The organism is Comamonas badia DSM 17552 (genome assembly GCF_000484635.1).
GTDB lineage: Bacteria > Pseudomonadota > Gammaproteobacteria > Burkholderiales > Burkholderiaceae_C > Comamonas_C > Comamonas_C badia.
This window is the reverse complement of record NZ_AXVM01000006.1, coordinates 177,994-200,162: the sequence shown is the minus strand read 5'-3', so window position 1 is coordinate 200,162 and position 22,169 is coordinate 177,994. Positions and strand designations below refer to the sequence as shown.

Below are 22,169 nucleotides of genomic sequence, written 5' to 3'. Positions count from 1 at the left end.
GGCAAGCGCCACAAGGGCCAATGAGAGAGAGGGGAAACCATGGCAAATCCAGCAGGCGTGCCTGACGAACGGCTTCTGACCTGGCTCGCGATGACCGCCAAAAGCGGCGCGTCCGATCTCTTCCTGCTGGCCGGCGCGCCGCCGACGGTCAAGCACCGAGGGGAGTTCCACCCCTTGAGCCCGCAGCCTCTGGAGGCGCAGCAGGTCCGCGCGCTGGCGCTGTCGCTGCTCACGCCGGAGCAGCGCCAGGAGTTCGAGCTCAAGCAGGAGCGCGATCTGGCATTGGAGGTGCCGGGCGTCGGGCGCTTTCGGGTCAATTTGCTGTTTCAGCGCGGCAGCGTGGGCCTGGTGGCCCGGCATGTGCCGGCCACGGTGGCGCCACTGCGGGAACTCGGGCTGCCGGCGGTGCTGGGCCAGCTCGTGCAGCACAAGAGCGGATTGATCCTGGCCGTGGGCGCGGCGGGCTCGGGCAAGACGACGACGCTGGCCAGCATGATCGACCAGCGCAACCGCACGGCGACGGGCCACATCCTGACCATCGAAGACCCGATCGAATACCTGCATGCGCACCGCAAATCGCTGGTATCCCAGCGCGAGGTGGGCACCGACACGCATTCCTACGACGAGGCGCTGCGCCATGCGATGCGGGAGGCGCCCAACACCATCATGATCGGCGAGATCCGCGACCGCAACTCGCTGCAGCATGCGATGCACTATGCCGAATCCGGGCATCTGTGCCTCTCCACGCTGCATGCCGCCAACGCCAGCCAGGCCATCCACCGCATCCTGAATTTTTTCCCCGATTCGGCGCATCGGCAGGTGCTGATGGACCTGTCGCTGAATGTGCGCGCCATCATCGCCTTGCGCCTCATCCGCAGCGCCGCGGGCGCGCTGGTGCCGGCGACCGAAGTCATGCTGCAGACGGCGCGCATCGCCGACCTGATCCGCAATGGCGAAATTGACGAACTGCGCGGCGCCATCAGCCGCGGCGGCGAGCCGGGCATGGGCAGTTTTGACCAGTCCCTGTTCGAGCTCTATCGCCAGGGGGTGATTTCCGAGCAGGATGCGGTGGCCAATGCCGACAGCCGCACCGACATGACGGTGCGCATCCGGCTGTCGCAAGGCCATGACCCGGGAGCCAGCCTGCCGGGGGACACGGGGCTGCTGGCGGCGTGGTCGGCCGAGCAGGGTCAAAAGCAGAAGGGGGCGTGACTGCCTGGCGCTTGCGCGCTGCCAGGAGGCAGGTGGCGCCTGCGCGCGTGGTGCAAACCGTAAAATGCCCGGCATGCCCGACGCAGCGTTCACCGACCTCACGAACCACTTTCTCATCGCCATGCCGGGTATGCGCGATGCGACCTTCGCGCACAGTGTCGTTTACCTGTGCGAGCATGGTGAGGATGGCGCCCTCGGGCTGGTCATCAACAAGCCGAGCGACCTGGACATGGGCGATTTGTTCGCGCGCGTCGACCTGTCATTGGGGCGGGCGGATCTGGCGCATCAGCCCGTGTTCCATGGCGGGCCGATACAGGTGGAGCGCGGCTTTGTGCTGCACGATGTGATGCCGACCGAGGAATTCGAACCGGCGCACCCTGCCGAGAGAGGGCCGGAGCTGACCGACGCGCCGACGCCCTACGCCTCCACGCTGGCGATTCCCGGGGGGCTGGAGATGACCACCTCGCGCGACGTGCTCGAGGCGCTGGCGCAGGGTGCGGGTCCGCGCCGCGTCCAGGTGATGCTGGGCTATGCCGCCTGGGCCGGCGGGCAGCTGGAATCGGAACTGGCCGGCAACGCCTGGCTGACCGTCGCGGCCGATCCGGACGTGATCTTCGATACGCCGATAGCGCAGCGCTACGACAGCGCCCTGGCCTTGCTCGGGGTGCAGGCCTGGATGCTGTCCCCGCAGGCCGGGCGCGCATGATGGCCACCACCGCGGCGGCGGACTGCCAGTCGTTTTTGGCGTTCGACTACGGACTCAAGCGCACCGGCGTGGCGGTGGGCACGCGCCTGCTGGGCACGGCATCACCGCAAAAGAGCATCCATGCCGAAGGCAAGGCGCGCTTCGTGCAGGTGGCCGAGCGCATCCGCGAATGGCAGCCCGACGCGCTGGTGGTGGGCGTGCCGTTTCACCCCGACGGCGCCGAGCACGAAAACACCCTGCGTGCGCGCCGCTTTGTGCGCCAGCTGCAGGGGCGCTTCGGCCTGCCGGTGTTCGAAGTGGATGAACGCTACAGCACCACCGAGGCCCTGGCCAGCGGCGCACGCGATGCCGATGCCGCGTCCGCCTGCATCATCCTGGAGCAATTCCTGAGGAGCCTTGAATGAACCATGCCACCGGCCATCTGGCGCTGGATGCGGAGGCGCTGTATGCGCAATTGCTGGCCGGCGTGCGGCCCGCGCTGCGCCCGGACACGCGGCTGGCCGGCATTGCCTCGGGCGGTGCCTGGCTGGCCGGGCGGCTGCAGCGCGACCTGAATCTGCCGGGCAGCGCCGGCGTGCTTTCCTCGGCCATGCACCGCGACGACTTCGCCCAGCGCGGGCTTGCCAGCAGCGCGCAGACGCAGCTGCCCTTTGACGTCAACGGCGCCGACATTCTGGTGCTCGATGACGTGCTCTACACCGGCCGCACCATTCGCGCGGTGCTCAATGAGCTGTTCGATTACGGCCGTCCGGCCCGTGTGCGCCTGGCGGTGCTGGTCGATCGCGACGGGCGGGAGCTGCCGGTGGCGGCCGAATTCGCCGCGGCGCGCATTGCGCTGCCCGCCAGCCAGCACCTGGCATTGGCCCGCAGCGATGCGGGCATGTTTCATTTCGACGTGAAAGAGGTCTGAGCGTGCCCAGCGTTCGCAATCCCCAGCTCAACCGGCATGGCGAGCTCATCCATCTGCTGTCGCTTGACCAGCTGCCGCGCGAGATCGTGACGCATATCCTGGATACCGCCACGAACTTCGTCAGCGTGAACGACCGCGAGGTCAAGAAGGTGCCGCTGCTGCGCGGCAAGAGCGTGTTCAACCTGTTTTTCGAGAACAGCACGCGCACCCGCACCACCTTCGACATCGCCGCCAAGCGCCTTTCGGCGGATGTCTTCACGCTGGATATCGGGCGCTCGTCCACCTCCAAGGGCGAGACGCTGCTCGATACCGTGGACAACCTCTCGGCCATGGCCGCCGACATCTTCGTCGTGCGCCACAGCCAGTCGGGCGCGCCCTACCTGATCGCGCAGCATGTGGCGCCGCACGTGCACGTGGTCAATGCGGGCGATGGACGGCATTCGCACCCGACGCAGGGGCTGCTGGACATGTACACCATCCGCCACTACAAGAAGGATTTCTCCAGCCTGGCGGTGGCGATCGTCGGCGACGTGCTGCATTCGCGCGTGGCGCGCTCGGACATCCACGCGCTCAAGGTGCTGGGCTGTCCCGACGTGCGCGTGGTCGGGCCGCGCACGCTGGTGCCGGGCGATTTCGCCGCGATGGGCGCGCGGGTGTTCCACGACCTGGAAGAGGGCATACGCGACGCCGATGTGGTCATCATGCTGCGGCTGCAGAACGAGCGCATGAGCGGCGCGCTGCTGCCCTCGAGCCAGGAATATTTCAAGACCTTCGGCCTCACGCCGCAGAGGCTGCGTGCCGCCAGGCCGGATGCCATCGTGATGCACCCGGGGCCGATCAACCGCGGCGTGGAAATCGATTCCGCCGTGGCCGACGGCCCCCAGGCCGTGATCCTCTCGCAGGTCGGCTTCGGCATCGCCGTGCGCATGGCGGTGATGGCCATCGTCGCCGGGAACGAAGCATGAGGTTTCCTGTATTGATAGCTGTCAGCGCATGCTGGACAAGCGCTAGTGGCCTATTTCGTTCAAAACCATGAAGATGCTCATTCAGAACGGCCGGGTGATGGATCCGGCCACTGGCCTGGACAAGGTCTGCAGCATTGCGCTGGCCGCCGGCCGCATCATTGCGCTGGATCGCGTGCCCGAAGGCTTTGCGCCCGCGCGCGTGATCGATGCTGGCGGCTGCCTGGTCCTGCCCGGCCTGGTGGACCTTGCCGCGCGCCTGCGCGAGCCGGGTTACGAGCACGAAGGCATGCTGGCCTCGGAGATGGCGGCGGCCGTGGCCGGCGGCGTGACCAGCCTGGTCTGCCCGCCCGATACCGATCCGGTGCTCGATGAGCCTGGCCTTGTGGAGATGCTGAAGTTTCGCGCCGAGAAGCTGCACCAGGCACGGCTCTTCCCGCTGGGGGCGCTCACGCGCGGGCTCAAGGGCGAGGTGCTGACCGAGATGGTGGAGCTTACCGAGTCAGGCTGCATCGGCTTTGGCCAGGCCGAGGTGCCGATGGCCCGCACCCAGGTGCTGCAGCGCGCGCTGCAGTACGCGGCCACGTTTGGCTACACCGCCTGGCTGCGCCCGGTGGACATGTACCTGGGCGGTGGTGTCGCGGCCAGCGGCGCGATCGCCATGCGGCTGGGGTTGTCGGGCGTGCCGGTGGCGGCCGAGACCATTGCGCTGCAGGCCATCTTCGACCTGGTGCGCGCCAGCGGCGCTCATGTGCATCTGTGCCGGCTCTCCAGCCGCGCGGGCGTTGAGCTGCTGCGCGCCGCGAAGGCCGAAGGACTGCATGTCAGCGCCGACGTCAGCATCAACTCGCTGATGCTGACCGACGAGGCGATCGGCTATTTCGACAGCCGCGCGCGCGTCACGCCGCCGCTGCGCCAGGAGCGCGACCGCGCCGCGCTCTCGGACGCACTGGCCGACGGCACCATCGACGCCCTGGTGTCCGACCATGCGCCGGTCGACGAAGACGCCAAGATGCTGCCGTTTGGCGAGGCCGAGCCGGGCGCCACCGGCCTGGAACTGCTGCTGCCCGTGGCGCTGGCCTGGGCAGCAAAAGAGCGTGTCCCGCTGCCGCGTGCGCTCGCCGCCATCACGGCAGGCGCGGCCGGTGTGCTGGGCCCCGCGCTCGGCACCCTGCAGGCCAGCGTGGGCCGCATCGTCGAAGGCGGCGTGGGCGATCTGTGCATCGTCCAGCCTGATGCGCGCTTTGAAGTCTCGCGCGCTGGCCTGGTCAGCCAGGGCAAGTACACGCCGTTTGAAGGCCAGACCTTGCCCGGCCGGGTGCGCTGCACCCTCGTGGGCGGGCAGGTCGCGTTCGAGCGCTGATGGCGCGGTTTCCGATTCCCTTTGTCTGGCTGCCATGAACGTCACCATCTACCACAACCCCCGCTGCAGCAATTCGCGCGGCGCGCTGGCCTTGCTGCGCGAGCGCGGCGTCGAGCCGGTGATCGTCGATTACCTCGGGCACCCCCTGGACGCCGCGCGCCTCAAGGCGCTGGTTCAGCGCATCGGCGTGCCGCTGCGCGAACTGTTGCGCACCAAGGAGGCTGCGTATGCCGAGCTCGATCTGGGCAACCCGGCGCGCACCGAAGACGAGCTCTACGCCGCCGTGGCGGCCCACCCCATCCTGCTCAACCGCCCCATCGTCGTGACGTCCAAGGGCGCACTGCTGTGCCGCCCGCCCGAGCGCGTGCTGGAGCTGCTGTGATGGATCAGCTCACGATCCGCCGCCCCGACGACTGGCATCTGCACGTGCGCGATGGCGCGCAGCTGGCAGCCGTCGTGCCGCACAGCGCCACGCAGTTCGGCCGCGCCATCATCATGCCCAACCTGCGTCCGCCGGTGACCACTGCCGCGCAGGCGCTGGCGTACAAGGAACGCATCCTGGCCGCCGTGCCGCCGGGCGTGCGCTTTGAACCCTTGATGACGCTCTACCTCACGGACAAGCTACCGGTGGATGAAATTGCCCGCGCGCAAGCGGCGGGCATCGTTGCCTGCAAGCTCTACCCGGCGGGCGCCACCACCAACAGCGATGCGGGGGTAACGGACATCCGCAAAATCGAGCCCGTGCTGGACGCCATGCAGAAGGCGGGGCTGCTGCTGCTGGTGCACGGCGAAGTGACCAGCCCCGAGATCGACATCTTCGACCGCGAGGCGGTGTTCATCGAGCGTCAGCTGATCCCGCTGCGCGCGCGCTTTCCCGAGCTGAAAATCGTCTTCGAGCACATCACCACGCGCGAGGCGGCGCAGTACGTGGCTGACAGCGATGCATACACCGCCGCCACGGTCACCGCGCACCACCTGCTCTACAACCGCAATGCCCTTTTCACCGGCGGCATCCGCCCGCACTACTACTGCCTTCCGGTTCTCAAGCGTGAAGTGCACCGGCAGGCGCTGGTGCGGGCCGCCACCAGCGGCAGCGGCAAGTTCTTCCTTGGCACCGACAGTGCGCCGCATCCGTCGCTGCTCAAGGAACACGCCAGCGGCTGCGCCGGCTGCTACACCGCGCATGCCGCGGTCGAGCTGTATGCCGAGGCGTTTGACGCGGCCGGGGCCCTGGATCGGCTGGAAGGCTTTGCCAGCCTGCATGGCCCGGCGTTCTATGGCCTGCCGGTGAATGCCGGCACCATCACGCTGCGGCGTGAATCCTGGGCCGTGCCCGAGCGCTTCGCGTTTGGCGATGGTGAACTCAAGCCGCTGCGCGCGGGAGAGCAACTACCCTGGCGCGTTGTCGCGCAGGCGACATTCGAGGCGACTTTGCTTGCCTGACCAAGGGGAAACCCGCAAGCCGACAGGCTAGGCGCCGCAGCGCCAGCAGGCACAATGGCCGCATCCGGCCTTCCACGCTTGAATCCACAAGATTTTTCACTGGGCGCGCCGGTACCCTTTGTTGACATTACTGGAGTTTGCTTATGAAGAAACTGTTGCTTGCGGCTGCTGTCTCCTTTCTGGCTACCGGCGCCGCATTCGCGCAGGCGACCGATACGCTGGCCAAAATCAGCGAGCGCGGCGCCGTGAACCTGGGTGTGCGCGATTCATCCGGTCTGGCGTTCACGCTGGGCGGCGGCAAGTACGTCGGCTTTCACACCGAGATGGCCGAGCGCATCGTGGACGACATCGGCAAGCAGCTGGGCAAGCCGCTCAAGATCAACTACCAGGTCATCACCTCGCAGAACCGCATCCCGCTGATCCAGAACGGCACCATCGATTTCGAGTGCGGCTCCACCACCAACAGCGCCGCGCGCCAGAAGGACGTGGACTTTGCCTACACCACCTACGTGGAAGAAGTGCGCATCGCCGTGAACAAGAAATCCGGCATCCACTCCATCAAGGATCTGAACGGCAAGACCGTGGCCACGACCACGGGTACCACCTCGGTGCAGACGCTGCGCAAGAATGAGCGCGCGCAGGGCATCGACTTCAAGACCATTCAGGGCAAGGACCACGCCGACAGCTTTCTGCTGCTGGAATCGGGCCGCGCGGACGCGTTCGTGATGGACGGCTCCATTCTGGCCGCCAACATCGCCAAGGCCAAGAACCCCAAGGATTTCGAGCTCACGGGCGAGGTGCTGTCGGTCGAGCCGATTGCCTGCATGCTGCCCAAGGGCGATGCCAAGCTCATGAAGGCGGTGGACGATTCCATCGAGCGCCAGGTCAAGGATGGCTCGCTGGCCAAGCTCTACGACAAGTGGTTCATGCAGCCGATTCCGCCCAACAACGTGAACATGAACATGCCCGCTTCCGAGAGCACCAAGAACGCCTGGGCGCACCTGAACAACAAGCCGATGGAAGACTACGGCAACAAGTGATGGCCGCTTCACGCATGTGAGATGAGCTGTACGACGCCCACCTGGCCTTGAGGCCGGTGGGCGTTTTGTCCAGGCTGGGCAAAGCATGGGGAGAATGAAAACATGGCAATGGACTGGCAGGTGTTCTGCAAGGACACGCTCGATCAGAACGTCATAGCCGGTTGTTTTGGGCATGGCAAGGAATACACCTACCTGGACTGGCTGCTCAATGCCTGGGGCTGGACGGTGTCCGTCTCCCTCACGGGGCTGGCCATTGCGCTGATCGTCGGCTCCATCGTCGGCGTCATTCGCACCCTGCCGGACAGCCCCTGGCTCAGCCGCTTCGGCAACGCCTGGGTGGAGCTGTTTCGCAACATTCCGCTGCTGGTGCAGATTTTTCTCTGGTATTTCGTGGTGCCCGCCCTGGTGCCGCCGATGAAATCGTTCCCGCCCTTCATTCTGGTGGTGCTGGCGCTGGGCCTCTTTACCTCGGCGCGGATCGCCGAGCAGGTGCGCGCCGGCGTCCAGGCCCTGCCCAAGGGGCAGCGCTACGCCGGCATGGCCATGGGTTTCACCACGGTGCAGTACTACCGCTATGTGCTGCTGCCCATGGCGTACCGCATCATCATTCCGCCGCTCACCAGCGAGTCGATGAACATTTTCAAGAACTCGGCCGTGGCGTTTGCCGTCTCCATCCCCGAGCTCACGCAATACGCCCTGCAGGTGGGCGAGGAGACGGCCCGCCCGATCGAGGTCTACCTGGCCGTCACCGTCCTCTACGCCATATCGGCCTTCGTGATCAACCGCATCTTCGCCTTCATCGAGAAGCGCTCGCAGGTGCCCGGCTTCGTGGCCGCCGGCACCGGCGCGGGAGGCCATTGACATGCTCAATCTCGACTTCTCATTCGTCAACTGGGGCTTCATCCAGGGCTTCATCCTCCAGGGCCTGTGGTTCAGCATCATCCTCACGGCCGTGGCCACCGCGGGCGGCATCTTCTTCGGCACGCTGCTGGCGCTGATGCGGCTGTCGGGCCAGAAGTGGCTGATCCTGCCGGCGGCGTTCTACGTGAACGTGATGCGCTCGGTGCCGCTGGTGATGGTGATCCTGTGGTTCTTCCTGCTCGTGCCCTTCATCATCGGGCGGCCGGTGGGGGCCGAGTATTCGGCCTTCATCACCTTCATCGCGTTCGAGGCGGCGTATTTTTCCGAGATCATGCGCGCGGGCATCCAGTCGATTCCGCGCGGGCAGGTGTTCGCCGGCATGGCCGTGGGCATGAGCTATGCGCAGAACATGAAGCTCGTGATCCTGCCGCAGGCGTTCCGCAACATGGTTCCGGTGCTGCTCACGCAGACCATCATCCTGTTCCAGGACACCTCGCTGGTGTACGCCATCGGCGCCTACGACCTGCTCAAGGGTTTCGAGACCGCGGGCAAGAATTTCGGCCGGCCGATCGAAACCTATCTCATGGCCACGGTGGTGTACTTCGCCATCAGCTATTCGCTCTCTTCGGCGGTCAAGCGGCTGCACAAGAAGATCGCCATCATCCGCTAAAGGAGTCCGGCATGGCCGACAACATGATTCAGCTGAAAAACGTCTCCAAATGGTATGGGCCCGTCCAGGTGCTGCACGATTGCAACCTGAACGTGGACAAGGGCGACGTGGTGGTGGTCTGCGGCCCCTCGGGCTCGGGCAAGTCCACGCTCATCAAGACCATCAACGCGCTGGAGCCGGTGCAGCAGGGCGAGATCGTCGTCAACGGCACCAAGGTGACCGATGCCGCCACCAACCTGCCCAAGCTGCGCAGCAAGGTGGGCATGGTGTTCCAGCACTTCGAGCTGTTCCCGCACCTCTCGGTCACCGAAAACCTGACGATTGCGCAGGTGAAGGTGCTCGGGCGCAGCCAGGACGACGCCCGCACGCGCGGCCTGAAGATGCTCGACCGCGTGGGCCTGATGGCGCACAAGGACAAATTCCCCGGCCAGCTCTCGGGCGGCCAGCAGCAGCGCGTGGCGATTGCGCGCGCGCTGTCGATGGACCCCATCGTGATGCTGTTCGACGAACCCACCAGCGCGCTCGACCCCGAGATGGTGGGCGAGGTGCTGGACGTCATGGTCAAGCTCGCCAGCGAGGGCATGACCATGATGGTGGTCACGCACGAGATGGGTTTTGCCCGCAAGGTCGCCAGCCGCGTGATCTTCATCGACGTCGGCGGCCATATCCTGGAAGACTGCTCAAAGGACGAATTCTTCGGCCACCCCGAGAACCGCCAGCCGCGTACCAAGGACTTCCTCAGCAAGATCCTGCAGGGTTGATATCTCCTGAAAAGAGAGCCGCCCCCGCTTGCTGAGTAAGGTCTGGAGCCGGTTTTTGTTCTGAATTGCGCGCGCAACAGGCCGGCGGCGTCATCATCCCTCATCCAGATCGGACAGCAGCGGGGTCGTAGGCACATTGCTGACGTCCTGGTGCAGAAACGCGATCAGGAACTGCACGCCGATCAGCAGTGGCAGCGCCGCCAGCATCACCGTGCCGCTGGACGCCACCCGCCCTGTCACCACGCTGTGCACCCACTCGGCGATGCCAAAGGCCAGGCCCAGCACGGTCAGCAGCGCGCCCATCAGGCTGTACAGGCTGCCCAGGTTGAAGTCGCGCACCAGGTAGAGGTAGACATAGCGCTTGCCGAAGCGCTGGAGGTGCTTGAGCAGAAACTCGGGCAGCACCTTGGACACCTTCAGGTTCGACTGTTCGTCGGCGTACACGGCGGCCATCGGCACGTCGCGCACCACGGCGCGCGCGATATTGAGGCGGAAAAGCATGTCGCTCTCGAAGAAATAGCGCTGCTCGATCTTGTCCAGCGGCAGCCGGCGCAGCGTACCCGCGTGGATCGCGGTGTAGCCGTTGGTCGGGTCCATGATCGGCCAGTAGCCCGCGCTCAGCTTGGTGATGAACGACAGCGCCGCGTTGCCGAACAGGCGCAGGCGGGGCATCGATCCGAGTGATTCGGGCTGATAAAAGCGGTTGCCCTTGGTGTAGTCCGCCAGGCCCCGCTCGATCGGGCGGGTGAAGTGCGGGATCAGCGCCGGGTCCATCTGCCCGTCGCCATCGACCTTGACCACGATGTCCATGCCCTCGTCGAGTGCCGCGCGATAGGCCGTGACGATGGCACCGCCCACCCCACGATTCTCGGCATGAAACAACACGCGCACGCGCGGATCGGTGCTGTTTGCCTCGATGTAGCGTCCGCTGCCGTCCGGGCAGGCATCATCCACCGCATAAATGGCCTCCACTTCGGGGCCGATGGCGGCGATCACGCCCAGCACGTGCTGCGTGACCTTGTAGCAGGGAATGGCGACGGCGATGCGCATGGCGGGCCGCCTCACGATTGCGCGGCAAGCGCTACGCCAGCCATGATGAGCGCTCCGCCCGCGAGGGTGCGCCAGTGCAGCGGCTCACCCAGGAAGGCCCAGGCCAGTGTCGGCACGATCAGAAAGGCCAGGCCCATGAATGGGTAGGCCAGGTGCAGCGGGGCGTGTCGAAGGATCCAGATCCAGCCCAAGGTGGTGATGCCGTACAGCGCAAGGGCGGTGATGAGCCAGCCGTTTTGCAGCAAACTGGAAAAGGAAAAAACCGCAGGTAGAGCAACTGCGGCCTTTTTGAACAAAAGTTGGCCGACAGATATTCCCAATACGCATATCAAAGTGTATATGGCAAGTGTTATTTGCATGGCTAAATGAATTTTCAGTGACGCGGCGGCGCATGAATCCGCCATGCTATAGATTTTTGGTTTCTGGTTTTATATTTTTGATTGGTGCATAAATCGCTGGCAATAACGCAAGTGGAGCCGTGAAGAAGGCTAATAAATACCTGTATTCTCCTGCGATAGAAAAACTGAAAACCGCAATTAATTGCAATAATAAGGTTGTGCATATTGTGAAACCGGCCATATCGCGTGCGCGCCATGTCCTTGAGATGCCGATTGCAATAAGCCAAAGCCCCAACCATGGTGTCCAAAAAATGACGCGATATTTGAAAGTGAAATCAAACCATTCGGATAAATATTTGTGCAAAATTCCATTACGAAATTTGACTATGGATTTGGATTTTGTTTGTGGCAATATATGCTCAGCATTTTTTATGCCTGGAAAGCCGCCATCGGCGAATGCTGCGTATAGAAAAATATTAACACGACTCGCGGCAAATGCCGGGAAATTGTGCCAAAGATTATATTTAAAAAATTCGTGAACAATAATTTGCTTTGCGCTTTTTGGAAGCGCCATCAGTGCGGGGCCTTTTGGGAAAAAAACCAATGGATCCCAGTAATAGTGATCATAATATTTCAGAATATTTTCAACCGTTTCCCCGTGGGAGCGGAGTGCATCGATGGTTTTATTGGTTACTCGAGGTTCGTTGTTTTCCCATAGCCCCATGGGGCGATTTTCGAGAAAACCAACTGTCTCATACAAAGCAACAGGAAATACAGTTCCTATTTTTCCCCATTGTTTTACGGCCAATTGTGCATATAATGCGACCATAAGCCAAGGTATAACAATCATTGCGAGCTTGATTCGTTCACGACGCGAAAGGATATATGCCAAAACCAATATTGCGATGATATTTATAATTCCATTTGGTCGCGAAAACAAAGAAAATGGGATCGTGATTAGCAGTATGCAGGCCGCGGCGCTATCAATTTTCTTGTTTTGATGGATGCGCCAGATTTCAAATAGCATTGCTGCTGTACTGATCGCATAAATACCGTCGGAATACAGGCTGGAAGCGTAATACACAACGCTTGGTGCCAATGCCACGAAAAGCAAACAATACAAGAAACTCTTGTACATCATCTTTTGGAGCATCCAACTCAAAACGCGTGCGCACACGATGGCACAGAGCAGAAGTTGTATGGCTATCGGAATCTCTACTAATCGCCAAGGCCCGTATGTCGCTATTGCATAGAGGGCCCAAAATGCAGGCTTCCCGGATTGGAATTCCTGGTTGCTCTCGACTTCTAAAATTGTCGCGAGGCTATCTTGTCCAAGAATTCCCGGCCACGAGGCTATCCACCATGCAACATACAAGATGGACAAGAGGAAAAACAGCACGCAAAAATGCTGAAATTGCGTGAGTCGGAAAAATTTCTTCAGTATCGCTTGTGTCAATGGTTTTTCTCCGGAATTTTTGACTTGGACGGTTTCCACTTCAAAGCCTGTTTTTCGATTCCGTGCCAGCTTGTGTAGGCAAGTACAGTAGTTACTCCTAGAGCCAGCATGAGAGTCCCCGCGAAGCCGAGTGTGGGCCACGTATAGAAAGTGACGGTTTGCTGTACCGGGAATGCAATCAGGTACGCGCCGTACGATGGATCTCCCCACCGGCCGAAGCGGCGGATCACCGGCGTAGAGCGGGTGCCCATGTACAGAATCACCAGCGGCAGCGTCGCGAGCGTGGCGGTGTAGCGCCACCTCGCCCACCAGAGGAGCAGCCCCAGTGCGCCCAGGCCAAGCAGCCACGCCAGCGGGCGGCGCTCCCAGCGCTGCTTGAGCAGGAACAATGCCGAGCCGCACAGAAAGAACGCGCTGAGTTCTCGCCCGTAATGCACATGCCCGGTTACGTCGGCGCTGCTCTTGAACAGGAACCAGGCCAGGTAGACGGCGATGAGCGCCAGCCAGATGGTGCGCCAGCGCAGCAACTGCAACAAGCCGGCAAGAGCCAGCACCACGTAGCAACGCACTTCCAGCGGAATGGTCCAGAGTGAGCCATTGACGCCCCCCGCATAGGGGTTATTGGTGAAGACGCCGGGCAGCACGTAGTGAATCTGCATCTTGAGGATGCGCAGATAGTCGAGCGTGGCGGGATGTTTCCAGTAGTCCCCCAGGGGCAGCGCCGTCACCCAGGCCCCCAGGCCGTAGGCAGTGAGCACCACAATGACCGTCAGCGCGGGCCACAGTCGCAGAATGCGCCGGGCGGCGAAGCGCAGAACGTTGGGGTCGTTGTACCAGCTGCTGGTGACGAGATAGCCGCTGACCACGAAAAACACGATTACCGCCAGGCCACCCCAGCTGTGCAGCCCGAGGAAGGAGGGCTCGGGCCGGCCGGTCAGCGCGAACTGGTGGCTGTAGAGCACCAGGAACGCGGCGACGATGCGTATGGCATCGAAGTTGTTGTAATGGCTGCGGTCTGCGCGGGCACTGCTTTCAGCCCTCGCATCGCGCACCGAGGGCGCCACATCCATCATCAGCCCGCCTGCAGCGCCAACCCCGCGTGTTCCCTCAGCGGATGAAAGTGAATCTTCGGAAATCGCTCCTGCGCCAGCCGCACGTCATACGGGCTGGTGCACAGGTAGGCCAACGCATCGGCCGCGTCGTGCGCCATGCGCAGCGGGTAGGCGTTCTCGAACTCGCGCAGCTCGGCGGGCGTGTTGGCCGTGATCCAGCGCGCGCCGGTGTACTGGCAGCCCTCCAGGCGCACGTCGCAGTCGTATTCGGTCTTCAGGCGGTGCTGCACCACCTCGAACTGCAGCTGGCCGACGGCGCCCAGCAGCATGTTGCCGCCGGCGTCGGGCTTGAAGACCTGGATCGCGCCCTCTTCGCCCAGCTGCATCAGGCCCTGCTGCAACTGCTTGGTGCGCAGCGGGTTCTTGAGCACCACGGTGGTGAACATTTCGGGCGCGAAGAAGGGCAGGCCGGTGAACTGCAGGTTGGGACCGTCGGTGATCGAGTCGCCCAGCTGCACGCCGCCGTGGATGGTGAAGCCGATGATGTCGCCGGCGTAGGCCTCGTCGACGGCCTCGCGCCGCTGGCTCATGAAGGTGACGACGCTGGTGGGGCGCAGCTCCTTGCCGGTGCGCTGCACCTTCATCTTCATGCCGGGGGTGTATTTGCCGCTGGCCACGCGCACGAAGGCGATGCGGTCGCGGTGGTTGGCGTCCATGTTGGCCTGCACCTTGAAGACCACGCCCGAGAAACTCTCGTCCTCGGGGCGGATGGTGACTTCCTCGCGCTGGCGGTTCACCTCCTGCCAGGCCTTGCGCGGGCCGGGCGGGGGCGACATGTCCACCACCGCGTTGAGCACTTCCTGCACGCCGAAATTGTTCACGCCCGAGCCGAAGAACACCGGGGTGAGCTGGGCGGCCAGGAATTGTTCGTGGTTCCATGCGGCCGATGCGCCGACGGCCAGCTCCATGCTCTCCAGCGCTTCGTCGAAGGCGCTGCCGAAGCGCTGGCGCAGCGTCTCGGTTTCGGTGAGCGGGATGACCTCGAAATCCTGCGGGCGCTTTTCCGTGCCGGCCTGGAACACCGTCATCGTGCGGGTGCGAAGGTCGATGATGCCGCCAAAGGTCTTGCCGTGGCCCACGGGCCAGGTGATGGGGCAGCAGGGCATGCCCAGTTCGCGCTCCACTTCGTCCAGGATGTCGAGCGCGTCGCGCACTTCGCGGTCCATCTTGTTGACGAAGGTGATGATGGGCGTGTCGCGCTGGCGGCAGACCTCGATCAGGCGGCGCGTCTGCGATTCCACGCCGTTGGCGGCGTCGATCACCATCAGCGCCGAATCGACGGCCGTGAGCACGCGGTAGGTGTCCTCGCTGAAATCCTTGTGGCCGGGGGTGTCGAGCAGGTTGATGACGTGCTCGCGGTAGCTCATCTGCATGACCGACGAGGCCACTGAGATGCCGCGCTGCTTCTCGATCTCCATCCAGTCGCTGGTCGCGTGGCGGCTGGCCTTGCGACCCTTCACCGCTCCGGCGATCTGGATCGCGCCGGAAAAAAGCAGTAGTTTTTCGGTCAGCGTGGTCTTGCCGGCGTCGGGGTGGGAGATGATGGCAAAGGTGCGGCGGCGCCGGGTTTCAGAGGCAAAGGACACGGGGTTCTCGGTGGATCAATTCAGGTGGTGGGGCAGGTCGGACGACTGATGCAGCACGCGCACTACGGTGATGTGGTCGGGGTGTTCGGTGTAGAAGATGGCGAAGGGGAATCGGCGCAAAGTCCAGAAACGCAATGGTGTGGCATCACCTTGAAGCGCGTATCGGGTGGATCCGGTGCCCGGATGCTCGGCAATATGGTTCAGCGCAGCATCTACTTCATCCCTGAAACGCTCGGGCAGGGCCAAATTTGCGACATCGAAGTAGTAAACAAAGGCTTGCTCCAGGTCTCTGGTGGCCTGGGTAGATAGAGCAACAGGCGTCACAAACTCGCCGTGGCCTTGATGGCACGGGCTGCAGCGATGCGGGCAGTCCAGTCATCGCGCAGTTCGCTCCAGGGGCGTGGATCGATACCTGAATCAACACCCTCCTGAATCAGTGCCCGAAACCGCTCCTCGGATGCGCGCTCTTCGTCGCGGCGCACCAGGTCGCGCATGTATTCGCTGGTGCTGCTGTAGCCGCGCGCCTGCACGCGGGCATCTACAAAGGCCTTCAGCTCATCGGAAAGCGAGATGTTCATGGTGACGGTGCTCATGGCGCTCCATTGTAAAAGCTTGGCAAGGTTTGCCAAAACATGCGCCGGTATAATTTGCGCCTCATTTCCGAGGAGCGTTGCAGCACCCCAAGCCGGGTGCGAGGCTCGGAAATCCTTTCCTCTGCAACGACGCTCACCCACGCTGTGCCGGTGCGGTGATTGCTCTTGTCGGTGCCCGGTGGCGTGGTTCAACTTCTACCGTGAAGGACCCCACCATGAGCGCTGTTCCCGTTTCCCACCCCGATCAGGCGATTGCCGATATCACGCTGGCCGCCTGGGGCCGCAAGGAAATCGCGATTGCCGAGACCGAAATGCCCGGCCTGATGGCCATCCGCGAGGAATTTGCCGCGAGCCAGCCGCTCAAGGGCGCACGCATCGCGGGCAGTCTGCACATGACGATCCAGACGGCGGTGCTGATCGAAACGCTGAAAGCCCTGGGCGCCGACGTGCGCTGGGCCTCGTGCAACATCTTCTCGACGCAGGACCACGCGGCCGCCGCGATTGCCGCAGGGGGCACGCCGGTGTATGCGATCAAGGGCGAATCGCTCAAGGATTATTGGGACTACACCCACCACATCTTCGAGTTCGGCGCCAAGGGCGCGAAGGGCGAGGGCCCGAACATGATTCTGGACGATGGGGGCGACGCCACGCTGCTCATGCATCTGGGCCAGCGCGCGGAGAAGGATGCCTCGGTGCTGGCGCATCCGGCGAGCGAGGAAGAGCGCATTCTGTACGCCGCCATCAAGGCCAAGCTGGCGCAGGACGCCAGCTGGTACACGCGCAAGAGCGCCGAGATCCTCGGCGTGACCGAAGAGACGACCACGGGGGTGCACCGCCTCAATGAAATGTCCGCCAAGGGCACGCTGCTGTTCCGGGCGATCAACGTCAACGACTCGGTGACGAAATCCAAGTTCGACAACCTCTACGGCTGCCGCGAATCGCTGGTGGACGGCATCAAGCGCGCCACCGACGTGATGATCGCCGGCAAGGTGGCGCTGGTGGCCGGCTACGGCGACGTGGGCAAGGGCTGCGCGCAGGCGCTGTCGGCGCTGCGCGCCCAGGTCTGGGTGACCGAGATCGACCCGATCAACGCGCTGCAGGCGGCGATGGAGGGCTACAAGGTCGTCACCATGGAATACGCCGCCGCCAAGGCCGACATCTTCGTGACCACCACCGGCAACAAGGACGTGATCCGCCACGAGCACATGGCGGCGATGAAGAACGAGGCGATCGTTTGCAACATCGGCCACTTCGACAACGAGATCGACGTCGCCTCGCTGGAAAAATACCAGTGGGAAGAGATCAAGCCGCAGGTCGATCACATCATCTTCCCCGACGGCCACCGCATCACGCTGCTGGCCAAGGGGCGCCTCGTGAACCTGGGCTGCGCGACGGGTCACCCCAGTTATGTGATGAGCAGCAGCTTTGCCAACCAGACGCTGGCGCAGATCGAGCTCTTCACCAAGCCGGCGGAATACGAGGCGGGCAAGGTCTACGTGCTGCCCAAGCTGCTCGATGAAAAAGTGGCGCGCCTGCAGCTGAAAAAATTGGGCGTGCAGCTCACCACGCTCACGCCCGAGCAGGCGGCTTACATCAATGTGCCGGTGCAGGGGCCCTACAAGGCCGACGCCTACCGTTATTGAGGCGGGGGCGTGATGGCTGTCCCTGTCAGTTTTGAATTCTTCCCGCCCAAGACGCCCGAAGGCGTGGGCAAGCTGCGCGTGGTGCGCGAGCAGCTCTATCGGCTCCAGCCCGAGTTCTGCTCGGTCACCTACGGCGCGGGCGGCTCCACGCAGGCGGGCACCTTTGCCGCCGTGCAGGAGATTCTGGCCGAAGGTGTGCCCGCGGCCTCGCATTTTTCCTGCATAGGCGCCACGCGCGAGAAGGTGCGCGAGCAGCTCGCCGAGCTCAGGGCCATGGGGGTGAATCGCCTGGTGGCGCTGCGCGGCGACCTGCCCAGCGGCTACGGCATGGGGGGCGCGTTTCAGTACGCGAGCGACCTCGTGGCCTTCATCCGTGAAGAGACCGGCAGGCATTTTCATATCGAGGTGGCGGCCTATCCCGAGACGCATCCGCAGGCGCGTTCGCCCGAGGCCGACCTCAAGGCCTTCGCGGCCAAGGTGCATGCCGGGGCCGATGCGGCGATCACGCAGTATTTCTTCAACGCCGATGCGTATTTCCGCTTCGTCGATGAAGCCCGCCGCGCGGGGCTGGATGTGCCCATCGTTCCGGGCATCATGCCCATCCTCGGCTCCACCCAGCTGCTGCGCTTTTCGGATGCCTGCGGCGCCGAGGTGCCGCGCTGGCTGCGCCTGCGGCTGCAGGGCTTTGGGGATGATGTGGCCAGCATTCGCGCCTTTGGCCTGGATGTGGTGGCGCGGCTGTGCGAGCAGCTGGTGGCTGGCGGCGCGCCCGCGCTGCACTTCTACACCATGAACCAGAGCGCGGCGACGCTGGAGCTGTGCCATCGTCTGGGAGTGGGGCCCGCGTGATGCGTGCGCCGCGCCTGGCGTCTGTCTGTGCCTTGGTCCTGTTGCTGGTGGCCTGCGCGCTGCCGGTGCCTGAGAGCACCGATGCTGCGCCGGACGTGCCGCGCCGCGCGGTACGGCTGCCTGAGCAGACGGCGCAGCCTGTGGAGCGGCCATTCACGCCGCCAGCGTCTGAAGTGGCACAGGCCCCTGCGCCGGCTGCGCCGCCCGAGGTTGAATCGGCAAAGCCGGAGTACCAGTTGCTCGACCAAGGGCTGGCTTCGTGGTACGGCCCTGGCCTGCACGGGCGGCGCACGGCCAGCGGCGAGCGGTTTGATCGCATGGGTTTCACTGCCGCGCACCGCACGCTGCCGTTTGGCACCAGGGTGTGCGTGCGCAGCCTGGTCACCGGCAAGACGGTGATGGTGCGCATCAACGACCGCGGGCCGTTTGGCGGTGCGGGCGATCGTGTGGTGGATCTGAGCCAGGCGGCTGCGCAGGAGCTGGGCATGATCGGCCTCGGCATCAAGCCCGTGGAACTGTGGCTGGTGGACGACGACGGCGAGGATTGCGTGCCCGCGCTGGGCGAGGACGTCGGGGCGCAGCAGGCGGAGCGCAGTCTGGAGCCCGCGAGCCGCTCGCCTTCGCCTGCTGCTGCCCCGCTGGGGCTCAAGAAGGCATCCGGCCAGGGGCTGAAACGCAAGTAGCCACAGGGGGCGGCCTTCAGCCCGTTTCCAGCAGGTGGCTGGCGTGGTCGTCCTGCGCCAGCAGCTCGGCCATCTGCGGCAGCGCCGCCTGCAGCTGCTCCTGCAGCAGATACGGCGGGTTCACCAGAAACATGCCGCTGCCCGGCAGGCCCGGGCGCTGCTCGCTGCCGTCTTCGAGCTTGCGCACGCGCGCCGATTTCACGGTGAGGGTGGCATGCAGCCAGGGCTTGCCCGCGCGCGCGGCCAGCGCCTTCAGGCGCCGGGGCAGTTCGTGCGCTTCGGGCCGGGCGATCACGGGGTACCACACGGCGTAGCAGCCGGTGGCAAAGCGCTTGATGGCTTCCTGCAGCAGGGCGTGCACGCGGGCGTAATCACTCTTCAATTCATAGCTTGGATCGCAGAGCAGCAGGGCGCGGCGGGGCTGTGGAGGCAGTAATTTCTTGATGCCCTCAAAGCCGTCTTCGGAGTACACGGTGATTTGCCTGTCCGCCTCCAGCTGCGCCACGTTGCGTACCAGCGTAGGCAAATCGCTGGGGTGAATTTCAAACAGCCGCAGCCGGTCTTGCGGGCGGAGAAGCCGCTGGGTGATGAAGGGTGATCCTGGGTAAATGCGCAGCGCGCTTTTGCTGTTGAAGCTGCGCACCACCTCCAGATAATCCTGCAAGGCGGGCGCCAGATCGGCAGCCCCGGAGAGGCGCTGCACGCCCTCGAGCGCCTCGCCGCTGGTGCGGGCGTAGTCGCCATCGAGCCGGTACAGGCCCGCGCCCGCGTGCGTGTCGATCACGGTGAGCCCCGTCTCCTTGAGCGTGAGGTGGCGCAGGCAGGCAATGAGCACGGTGTGCTTGAGCACATCGCCGTGGTTGCCGGCGTGAAAGGCGTGGCGGTAACTGAACATGGGCGGCAATGGTAGCCGCACGGGGACATGCGTTCTGTGCCATGCTTGAACTCCTGACGAAAGAGAACCATGCGCAGTGCCATCCTGAACCTTGAAGCCTCCAAAATCCGCGAAGTCGCCAATGCGGGCATGGGCCGCGCCGATGTGCTGCCCTTCTGGTTTGGCGAGAGCGACGAAACCACGCCCGAAGTGATTCTCGCCGCGGCAATAGCCTCGCTGCAGGCGGGCGAGACGTTCTACGCGCACAACATGGGCCTGCCCGAGCTGCGCGAGGCGCTGGCCGACTACAGCTCGCGCCTGCATGGCGGCGCGGTGGCGGCCGAGCGCATCGCGGTGACCTCGGGCGGCGTGAATGCGCTGATGCTCGCGATGCAGGTGCTGGTGGATGCGGGTGATGAGGTCGTGGTGGTCACGCCCGTGTGGCCCAACCTCACCGGGCAGCCGCAGATCATGGGCGCGCAGCTGCGCTGCGTGGCCCTGCAGCCGCAGGAAGACGGCGCGTGGACGCTGGATCTGGCGAAGCTGCTGGCGGCCATCACGCCGCGCACGCGCCTCTTGGTGCTCAACTCGCCCAACAACCCCACGGGCTGGACGCTCACGCGCGCCGAGCAGCAGGCCATCCTGGACCATTGCCGCGGCACCGGCACCTGGATTTTGTCCGACGAGGTGTACGAGCGGCTGTACTACCGGGACGACACCGAGAGCCGCGCCGCGCCGTCGTTTCTGGACATCGCGGCGCAAGACGACCGGCTGGTGGTGGTGCAGAGTTTTTCCAAGGCCTTCCTCATGACCGGCTGGCGCCTGGGCTGGATGGTGATGCCGCCCGCGATGGCGGCGCAGATGGGCAAGGTGATCGAATTCAACACTTCGTGCGCGCCGGTGTTTGCGCAGCAGGGAGCGCTGGCGGCGCTGGAGCATGTGGCGGAGATCACGCCGCGCATCGTCGCCCACATGCGCGCCTGCCGCGATGCGCTGGTGCCCGCGCTGCAGGCCTTGCCGGGGGTGCGCACGAGCCGTGCGCCGGGCGGGATGTACGCCTTTGTCCGCATCGATGGGTTTGCCGATTCACTGCAGCTGGCCAAGCGCCTGGTGCTGGAGGCAGGCCTGGGCCTTGCACCCGGCGCGGCATTTTCCGCCGAGGGGGAAGGCTGGCTGCGCTGGTGTTTCGCCTCCAAGGACGCGGCACGGCTGGCGCTGGGGGTGCGGCGGCTGGACGATTGGCTGGCGCGCGGCCGTACGTAGCCGGGACGAGGCGCTGAGCAGCGTAGCTGACCTGTAGCTGGATCACCCAGCGGCCTTGCGCAACGCCGCATCGGCCCCGATGCGGGGCGGCTCAGCGCGCGAGCAGCCCGAGTTCTCGCAGCCGCCGCGCCAGGCCGTCCGCGAACTGACGGTAGCCCTCGGCATTGGCGTGCACCCGGTCGGAGCGCAGGCGCGCGTCGCCGAGCACTTCGGACCAGCCGCCCGCGTACAGGGGCATCTCCAGCTCGCTCGCCAGTTCGGCGTAGAGCGGGTGATCGCTCAGCTTCCCGGTGCTGGCGGCGAGCAGCGAGAACTGCGGCACCGCGATCAACACCACCTGCGCGCCGCTGTCCAGCGACATTCGGCAGGCGGCGCGGAGATTGTCCTTGGCGGCGCTGGCGCTCGTCTGGCGCAGGAAATCATTGCCGCCCAGGCCGATCAGCACCAGCGCCGGATGGTGCTCGACCAGCAAGTCGGGCAGGCGTGCGAGCGCCTGCGCGCTGGTGTCGCCCGAGACGCCGGCATTGACCAGGTTCCAGCCGCTGAGCTCCCGCAGCACGGCGGGATAGGCGTGCTGCGGATCGGCGCCCACGCCCTGCGTCAGCGAATCCCCCAGCGCGAGCACCGTGGCGCCCGCGGGGACGGCCTGCGCCTTGGGTGCGCGCCGGCCGCAGGCGGCCATGGCGCCGAGCGCCAGCGCGGCCAGCAGCAGGCGGCGCCGGTCGGCGGGGATGGGTGTACGGATGGTTTTCAAGCCAAATCGGGCTCAAACGCTTATGCAGAAAGCGTGAGCA

General features: G+C 64.5%; 25 protein-coding genes and 1 riboswitch. Of the genes, 16 read left to right on the top strand and 9 right to left on the bottom strand.

The window, feature by feature from the left end; genetic code table 11:
• The first annotated feature begins 39 nt into the window (after positions 1–39).
• The 12 genes from K320_RS0113990 to K320_RS0113935 all read left to right on the top strand — a co-directional run bounded on the left by K320_RS0113990 (position 40) and on the right by K320_RS0113935 (position 9,928).
• Positions 40–1,212 carry a PilT/PilU family type 4a pilus ATPase gene (locus K320_RS0113990; RefSeq protein ID WP_084301265.1) on the top strand — a complete coding sequence of 391 codons (1,173 nt, stop codon included), beginning with the start codon at positions 40–42 and terminating at the stop codon, positions 1,210–1,212.
• Positions 1,213–1,285: 73 nt separating this feature from the next.
• On the top strand, positions 1,286–1,918 hold the full coding sequence (locus K320_RS0113985) for a YqgE/AlgH family protein (RefSeq protein ID WP_024539454.1): 633 nt from the start codon (positions 1,286–1,288) through the stop codon (positions 1,916–1,918).
• Positions 1,915–2,322, top strand: coding sequence for a Holliday junction resolvase RuvX (gene ruvX, locus K320_RS0113980; RefSeq protein WP_024539453.1), 408 nt, complete (start codon positions 1,915–1,917; stop codon positions 2,320–2,322). The genes K320_RS0113985 and ruvX overlap by 4 nt, the downstream gene beginning before the upstream one ends.
• Positions 2,319–2,828 carry a bifunctional pyr operon transcriptional regulator/uracil phosphoribosyltransferase PyrR gene (gene pyrR / locus K320_RS0113975; protein WP_024539452.1) on the top strand — a complete coding sequence of 170 codons (510 nt, stop codon included), beginning with the start codon at positions 2,319–2,321 and terminating at the stop codon, positions 2,826–2,828. Before ruvX ends, pyrR begins: the two co-directional genes overlap by 4 nt.
• Before the next feature lie 2 nt (positions 2,829–2,830).
• The gene (locus tag K320_RS0113970) at positions 2,831–3,793 is read left to right on the top strand and encodes an aspartate carbamoyltransferase catalytic subunit (protein ID WP_024539451.1); all 963 of its coding nucleotides are present in this window, start codon (positions 2,831–2,833) and stop codon (positions 3,791–3,793) included.
• A 67-nt stretch (positions 3,794–3,860) separates the two neighbouring features.
• Entirely contained in the window at positions 3,861–5,153 is a 1,293-nt protein-coding gene (locus K320_RS0113965) for a dihydroorotase (protein ID WP_024539450.1), read from the top strand.
• Positions 5,154–5,187: 34 nt separating this feature from the next.
• A complete protein-coding gene (arsC, locus tag K320_RS0113960; RefSeq protein ID WP_029696167.1) occupies positions 5,188–5,535 on the top strand; it encodes an arsenate reductase (glutaredoxin) in 348 nt (115 codons plus the stop codon).
• Positions 5,535–6,596: a dihydroorotase gene (gene pyrC, locus K320_RS0113955; protein ID WP_024539448.1), complete on the top strand. Its 1,062-nt coding sequence runs from the start codon at positions 5,535–5,537 to the stop codon at positions 6,594–6,596. The genes arsC and pyrC overlap by 1 nt, the downstream gene beginning before the upstream one ends.
• A gap of 143 nt (positions 6,597–6,739) precedes the next feature.
• Entirely contained in the window at positions 6,740–7,636 is an 897-nt protein-coding gene (locus tag K320_RS0113950; RefSeq protein WP_024539447.1) for a transporter substrate-binding domain-containing protein, read from the top strand.
• A gap of 102 nt (positions 7,637–7,738) precedes the next feature.
• The gene (locus K320_RS0113945; RefSeq protein WP_024539446.1) at positions 7,739–8,497 is read left to right on the top strand and encodes an amino acid ABC transporter permease; all 759 of its coding nucleotides are present in this window, start codon (positions 7,739–7,741) and stop codon (positions 8,495–8,497) included.
• Between the two features lies 1 nt (position 8,498).
• Positions 8,499–9,167 (top strand): amino acid ABC transporter permease, encoded by a 669-nt coding sequence (locus K320_RS0113940; protein WP_024539445.1) that lies wholly within the window; start codon positions 8,499–8,501, stop codon positions 9,165–9,167.
• A 23-nt stretch (positions 9,168–9,190) separates the two neighbouring features.
• Positions 9,191–9,928 carry an amino acid ABC transporter ATP-binding protein gene (locus K320_RS0113935; protein WP_024539444.1) on the top strand — a complete coding sequence of 246 codons (738 nt, stop codon included), beginning with the start codon at positions 9,191–9,193 and terminating at the stop codon, positions 9,926–9,928.
• Between the two features lie 93 nt (positions 9,929–10,021).
• On the opposite strand, the gene K320_RS0113930 is transcribed toward K320_RS0113935, so the two are convergent.
• The 7 genes from K320_RS0113930 to K320_RS0113905 are packed head-to-tail and all read right to left on the bottom strand — an operon-like array spanning position 10,022 to position 16,063.
• Positions 10,022–10,978, bottom strand: coding sequence for a glycosyltransferase family 2 protein (locus K320_RS0113930; RefSeq protein ID WP_029696166.1), 957 nt, complete (start codon positions 10,976–10,978; stop codon positions 10,022–10,024).
• 11 nt (positions 10,979–10,989) lie between these two features.
• Positions 10,990–11,337 (bottom strand): DMT family transporter, encoded by a 348-nt coding sequence (locus tag K320_RS0113925; RefSeq protein WP_024539443.1) that lies wholly within the window; start codon positions 11,335–11,337, stop codon positions 10,990–10,992.
• A 46-nt stretch (positions 11,338–11,383) separates the two neighbouring features.
• The gene (locus K320_RS19110) at positions 11,384–12,811 is read right to left on the bottom strand and encodes a hypothetical protein (RefSeq protein ID WP_156913993.1); all 1,428 of its coding nucleotides are present in this window, start codon (positions 12,809–12,811) and stop codon (positions 11,384–11,386) included.
• The gene (locus tag K320_RS0113920; protein ID WP_024539442.1) at positions 12,769–13,845 is read right to left on the bottom strand and encodes an acyltransferase family protein; all 1,077 of its coding nucleotides are present in this window, start codon (positions 13,843–13,845) and stop codon (positions 12,769–12,771) included. Before K320_RS0113920 ends, K320_RS19110 begins: the two co-directional genes overlap by 43 nt.
• Positions 13,845–15,470, bottom strand: a complete 1,626-nt coding sequence (locus K320_RS0113915) for a peptide chain release factor 3 (protein ID WP_024539441.1) — start codon at positions 15,468–15,470, stop codon at positions 13,845–13,847. Before K320_RS0113915 ends, K320_RS0113920 begins: the two co-directional genes overlap by 1 nt.
• Positions 15,471–15,485: 15 nt before the next feature.
• Positions 15,486–15,794 carry a type II toxin-antitoxin system RelE/ParE family toxin gene (locus K320_RS0113910; RefSeq protein WP_029696164.1) on the bottom strand — a complete coding sequence of 103 codons (309 nt, stop codon included), beginning with the start codon at positions 15,792–15,794 and terminating at the stop codon, positions 15,486–15,488.
• Positions 15,791–16,063 (bottom strand): type II toxin-antitoxin system ParD family antitoxin, encoded by a 273-nt coding sequence (locus K320_RS0113905; RefSeq protein ID WP_024539440.1) that lies wholly within the window; start codon positions 16,061–16,063, stop codon positions 15,791–15,793. The genes K320_RS0113910 and K320_RS0113905 overlap by 4 nt, the downstream gene beginning before the upstream one ends.
• A gap of 63 nt (positions 16,064–16,126) precedes the next feature.
• A riboswitch (S-adenosyl-L-homocysteine riboswitch) is annotated at positions 16,127–16,205 on the top strand.
• Positions 16,206–16,278: 73 nt separating this feature from the next.
• On the opposite strand from K320_RS0113905, the gene ahcY reads away from it, so the two are divergent.
• The 3 genes from ahcY to K320_RS18205 are packed head-to-tail and all read left to right on the top strand — an operon-like array spanning position 16,279 to position 19,238.
• A complete protein-coding gene (gene ahcY / locus K320_RS0113900) occupies positions 16,279–17,706 on the top strand; it encodes an adenosylhomocysteinase (protein ID WP_024539439.1) in 1,428 nt (475 codons plus the stop codon).
• Positions 17,707–17,718: 12 nt separating this feature from the next.
• Positions 17,719–18,555, top strand: coding sequence for a methylenetetrahydrofolate reductase [NAD(P)H] (metF, locus tag K320_RS0113895; protein ID WP_024539438.1), 837 nt, complete (start codon positions 17,719–17,721; stop codon positions 18,553–18,555).
• A 32-nt stretch (positions 18,556–18,587) separates the two neighbouring features.
• On the top strand, positions 18,588–19,238 hold the full coding sequence (locus K320_RS18205; protein WP_245593892.1) for a septal ring lytic transglycosylase RlpA family protein: 651 nt from the start codon (positions 18,588–18,590) through the stop codon (positions 19,236–19,238).
• Between the two features lie 16 nt (positions 19,239–19,254).
• On the opposite strand, the gene K320_RS0113885 is transcribed toward K320_RS18205, so the two are convergent.
• Positions 19,255–20,133, bottom strand: coding sequence for a 23S rRNA (adenine(2030)-N(6))-methyltransferase RlmJ (locus K320_RS0113885; protein ID WP_024539436.1), 879 nt, complete (start codon positions 20,131–20,133; stop codon positions 19,255–19,257).
• A 69-nt stretch (positions 20,134–20,202) separates the two neighbouring features.
• On the opposite strand from K320_RS0113885, the gene K320_RS0113880 reads away from it, so the two are divergent.
• Entirely contained in the window at positions 20,203–21,375 is a 1,173-nt protein-coding gene (locus tag K320_RS0113880) for a pyridoxal phosphate-dependent aminotransferase (protein ID WP_024539435.1), read from the top strand.
• A 91-nt stretch (positions 21,376–21,466) separates the two neighbouring features.
• Here K320_RS0113880 and K320_RS0113875 read toward each other — a convergent pair whose 3' ends face one another.
• The gene (locus K320_RS0113875; RefSeq protein ID WP_342667234.1) at positions 21,467–22,129 is read right to left on the bottom strand and encodes a GDSL-type esterase/lipase family protein; all 663 of its coding nucleotides are present in this window, start codon (positions 22,127–22,129) and stop codon (positions 21,467–21,469) included.
• Positions 22,130–22,169: the final 40 nt, after the last annotated feature.

Bases quoted from the DNA above. Each gene is read 5' to 3' on its own strand.
- ahcY (WP_024539439.1), top strand. From the start codon at position 16,279: ATGAGCGCTGTTCCCGTTTCCCACCCCGATCAGGCGATTGCCGATATC.
- K320_RS0113940 (WP_024539445.1), top strand. From the start codon at position 8,499: ATGCTCAATCTCGACTTCTCATTCGTCAACTGGGGCTTCATCCAGGGC.
- K320_RS0113950 (WP_024539447.1), top strand. From the start codon at position 6,740: ATGAAGAAACTGTTGCTTGCGGCTGCTGTCTCCTTTCTGGCTACCGGC.
- K320_RS0113925 (WP_024539443.1), bottom strand. From the start codon at position 11,337: ATGCAAATAACACTTGCCATATACACTTTGATATGCGTATTGGGAATA.
- K320_RS0113905 (WP_024539440.1), bottom strand. From the start codon at position 16,063: ATGAGCACCGTCACCATGAACATCTCGCTTTCCGATGAGCTGAAGGCC.
- K320_RS0113945 (WP_024539446.1), top strand. From the start codon at position 7,739: ATGGCAATGGACTGGCAGGTGTTCTGCAAGGACACGCTCGATCAGAAC.
- K320_RS0113920 (WP_024539442.1), bottom strand. From the start codon at position 13,845: ATGATGGATGTGGCGCCCTCGGTGCGCGATGCGAGGGCTGAAAGCAGT.
- K320_RS0113880 (WP_024539435.1), top strand. From the start codon at position 20,203: ATGCGCAGTGCCATCCTGAACCTTGAAGCCTCCAAAATCCGCGAAGTC.
- K320_RS0113985 (WP_024539454.1), top strand. From the start codon at position 1,286: ATGCCCGACGCAGCGTTCACCGACCTCACGAACCACTTTCTCATCGCC.
- K320_RS0113930 (WP_029696166.1), bottom strand. From the start codon at position 10,978: ATGCGCATCGCCGTCGCCATTCCCTGCTACAAGGTCACGCAGCACGTG.
- K320_RS0113965 (WP_024539450.1), top strand. From the start codon at position 3,861: ATGAAGATGCTCATTCAGAACGGCCGGGTGATGGATCCGGCCACTGGC.
- pyrC (WP_024539448.1), top strand. From the start codon at position 5,535: ATGGATCAGCTCACGATCCGCCGCCCCGACGACTGGCATCTGCACGTG.
- metF (WP_024539438.1), top strand. From the start codon at position 17,719: ATGGCTGTCCCTGTCAGTTTTGAATTCTTCCCGCCCAAGACGCCCGAA.
- K320_RS0113935 (WP_024539444.1), top strand. From the start codon at position 9,191: ATGATTCAGCTGAAAAACGTCTCCAAATGGTATGGGCCCGTCCAGGTG.
- K320_RS0113990 (WP_084301265.1), top strand. From the start codon at position 40: ATGGCAAATCCAGCAGGCGTGCCTGACGAACGGCTTCTGACCTGGCTC.
- ruvX (WP_024539453.1), top strand. From the start codon at position 1,915: ATGATGGCCACCACCGCGGCGGCGGACTGCCAGTCGTTTTTGGCGTTC.
- K320_RS0113885 (WP_024539436.1), bottom strand. From the start codon at position 20,133: ATGTTCAGTTACCGCCACGCCTTTCACGCCGGCAACCACGGCGATGTG.
- arsC (WP_029696167.1), top strand. From the start codon at position 5,188: ATGAACGTCACCATCTACCACAACCCCCGCTGCAGCAATTCGCGCGGC.
- pyrR (WP_024539452.1), top strand. From the start codon at position 2,319: ATGAACCATGCCACCGGCCATCTGGCGCTGGATGCGGAGGCGCTGTAT.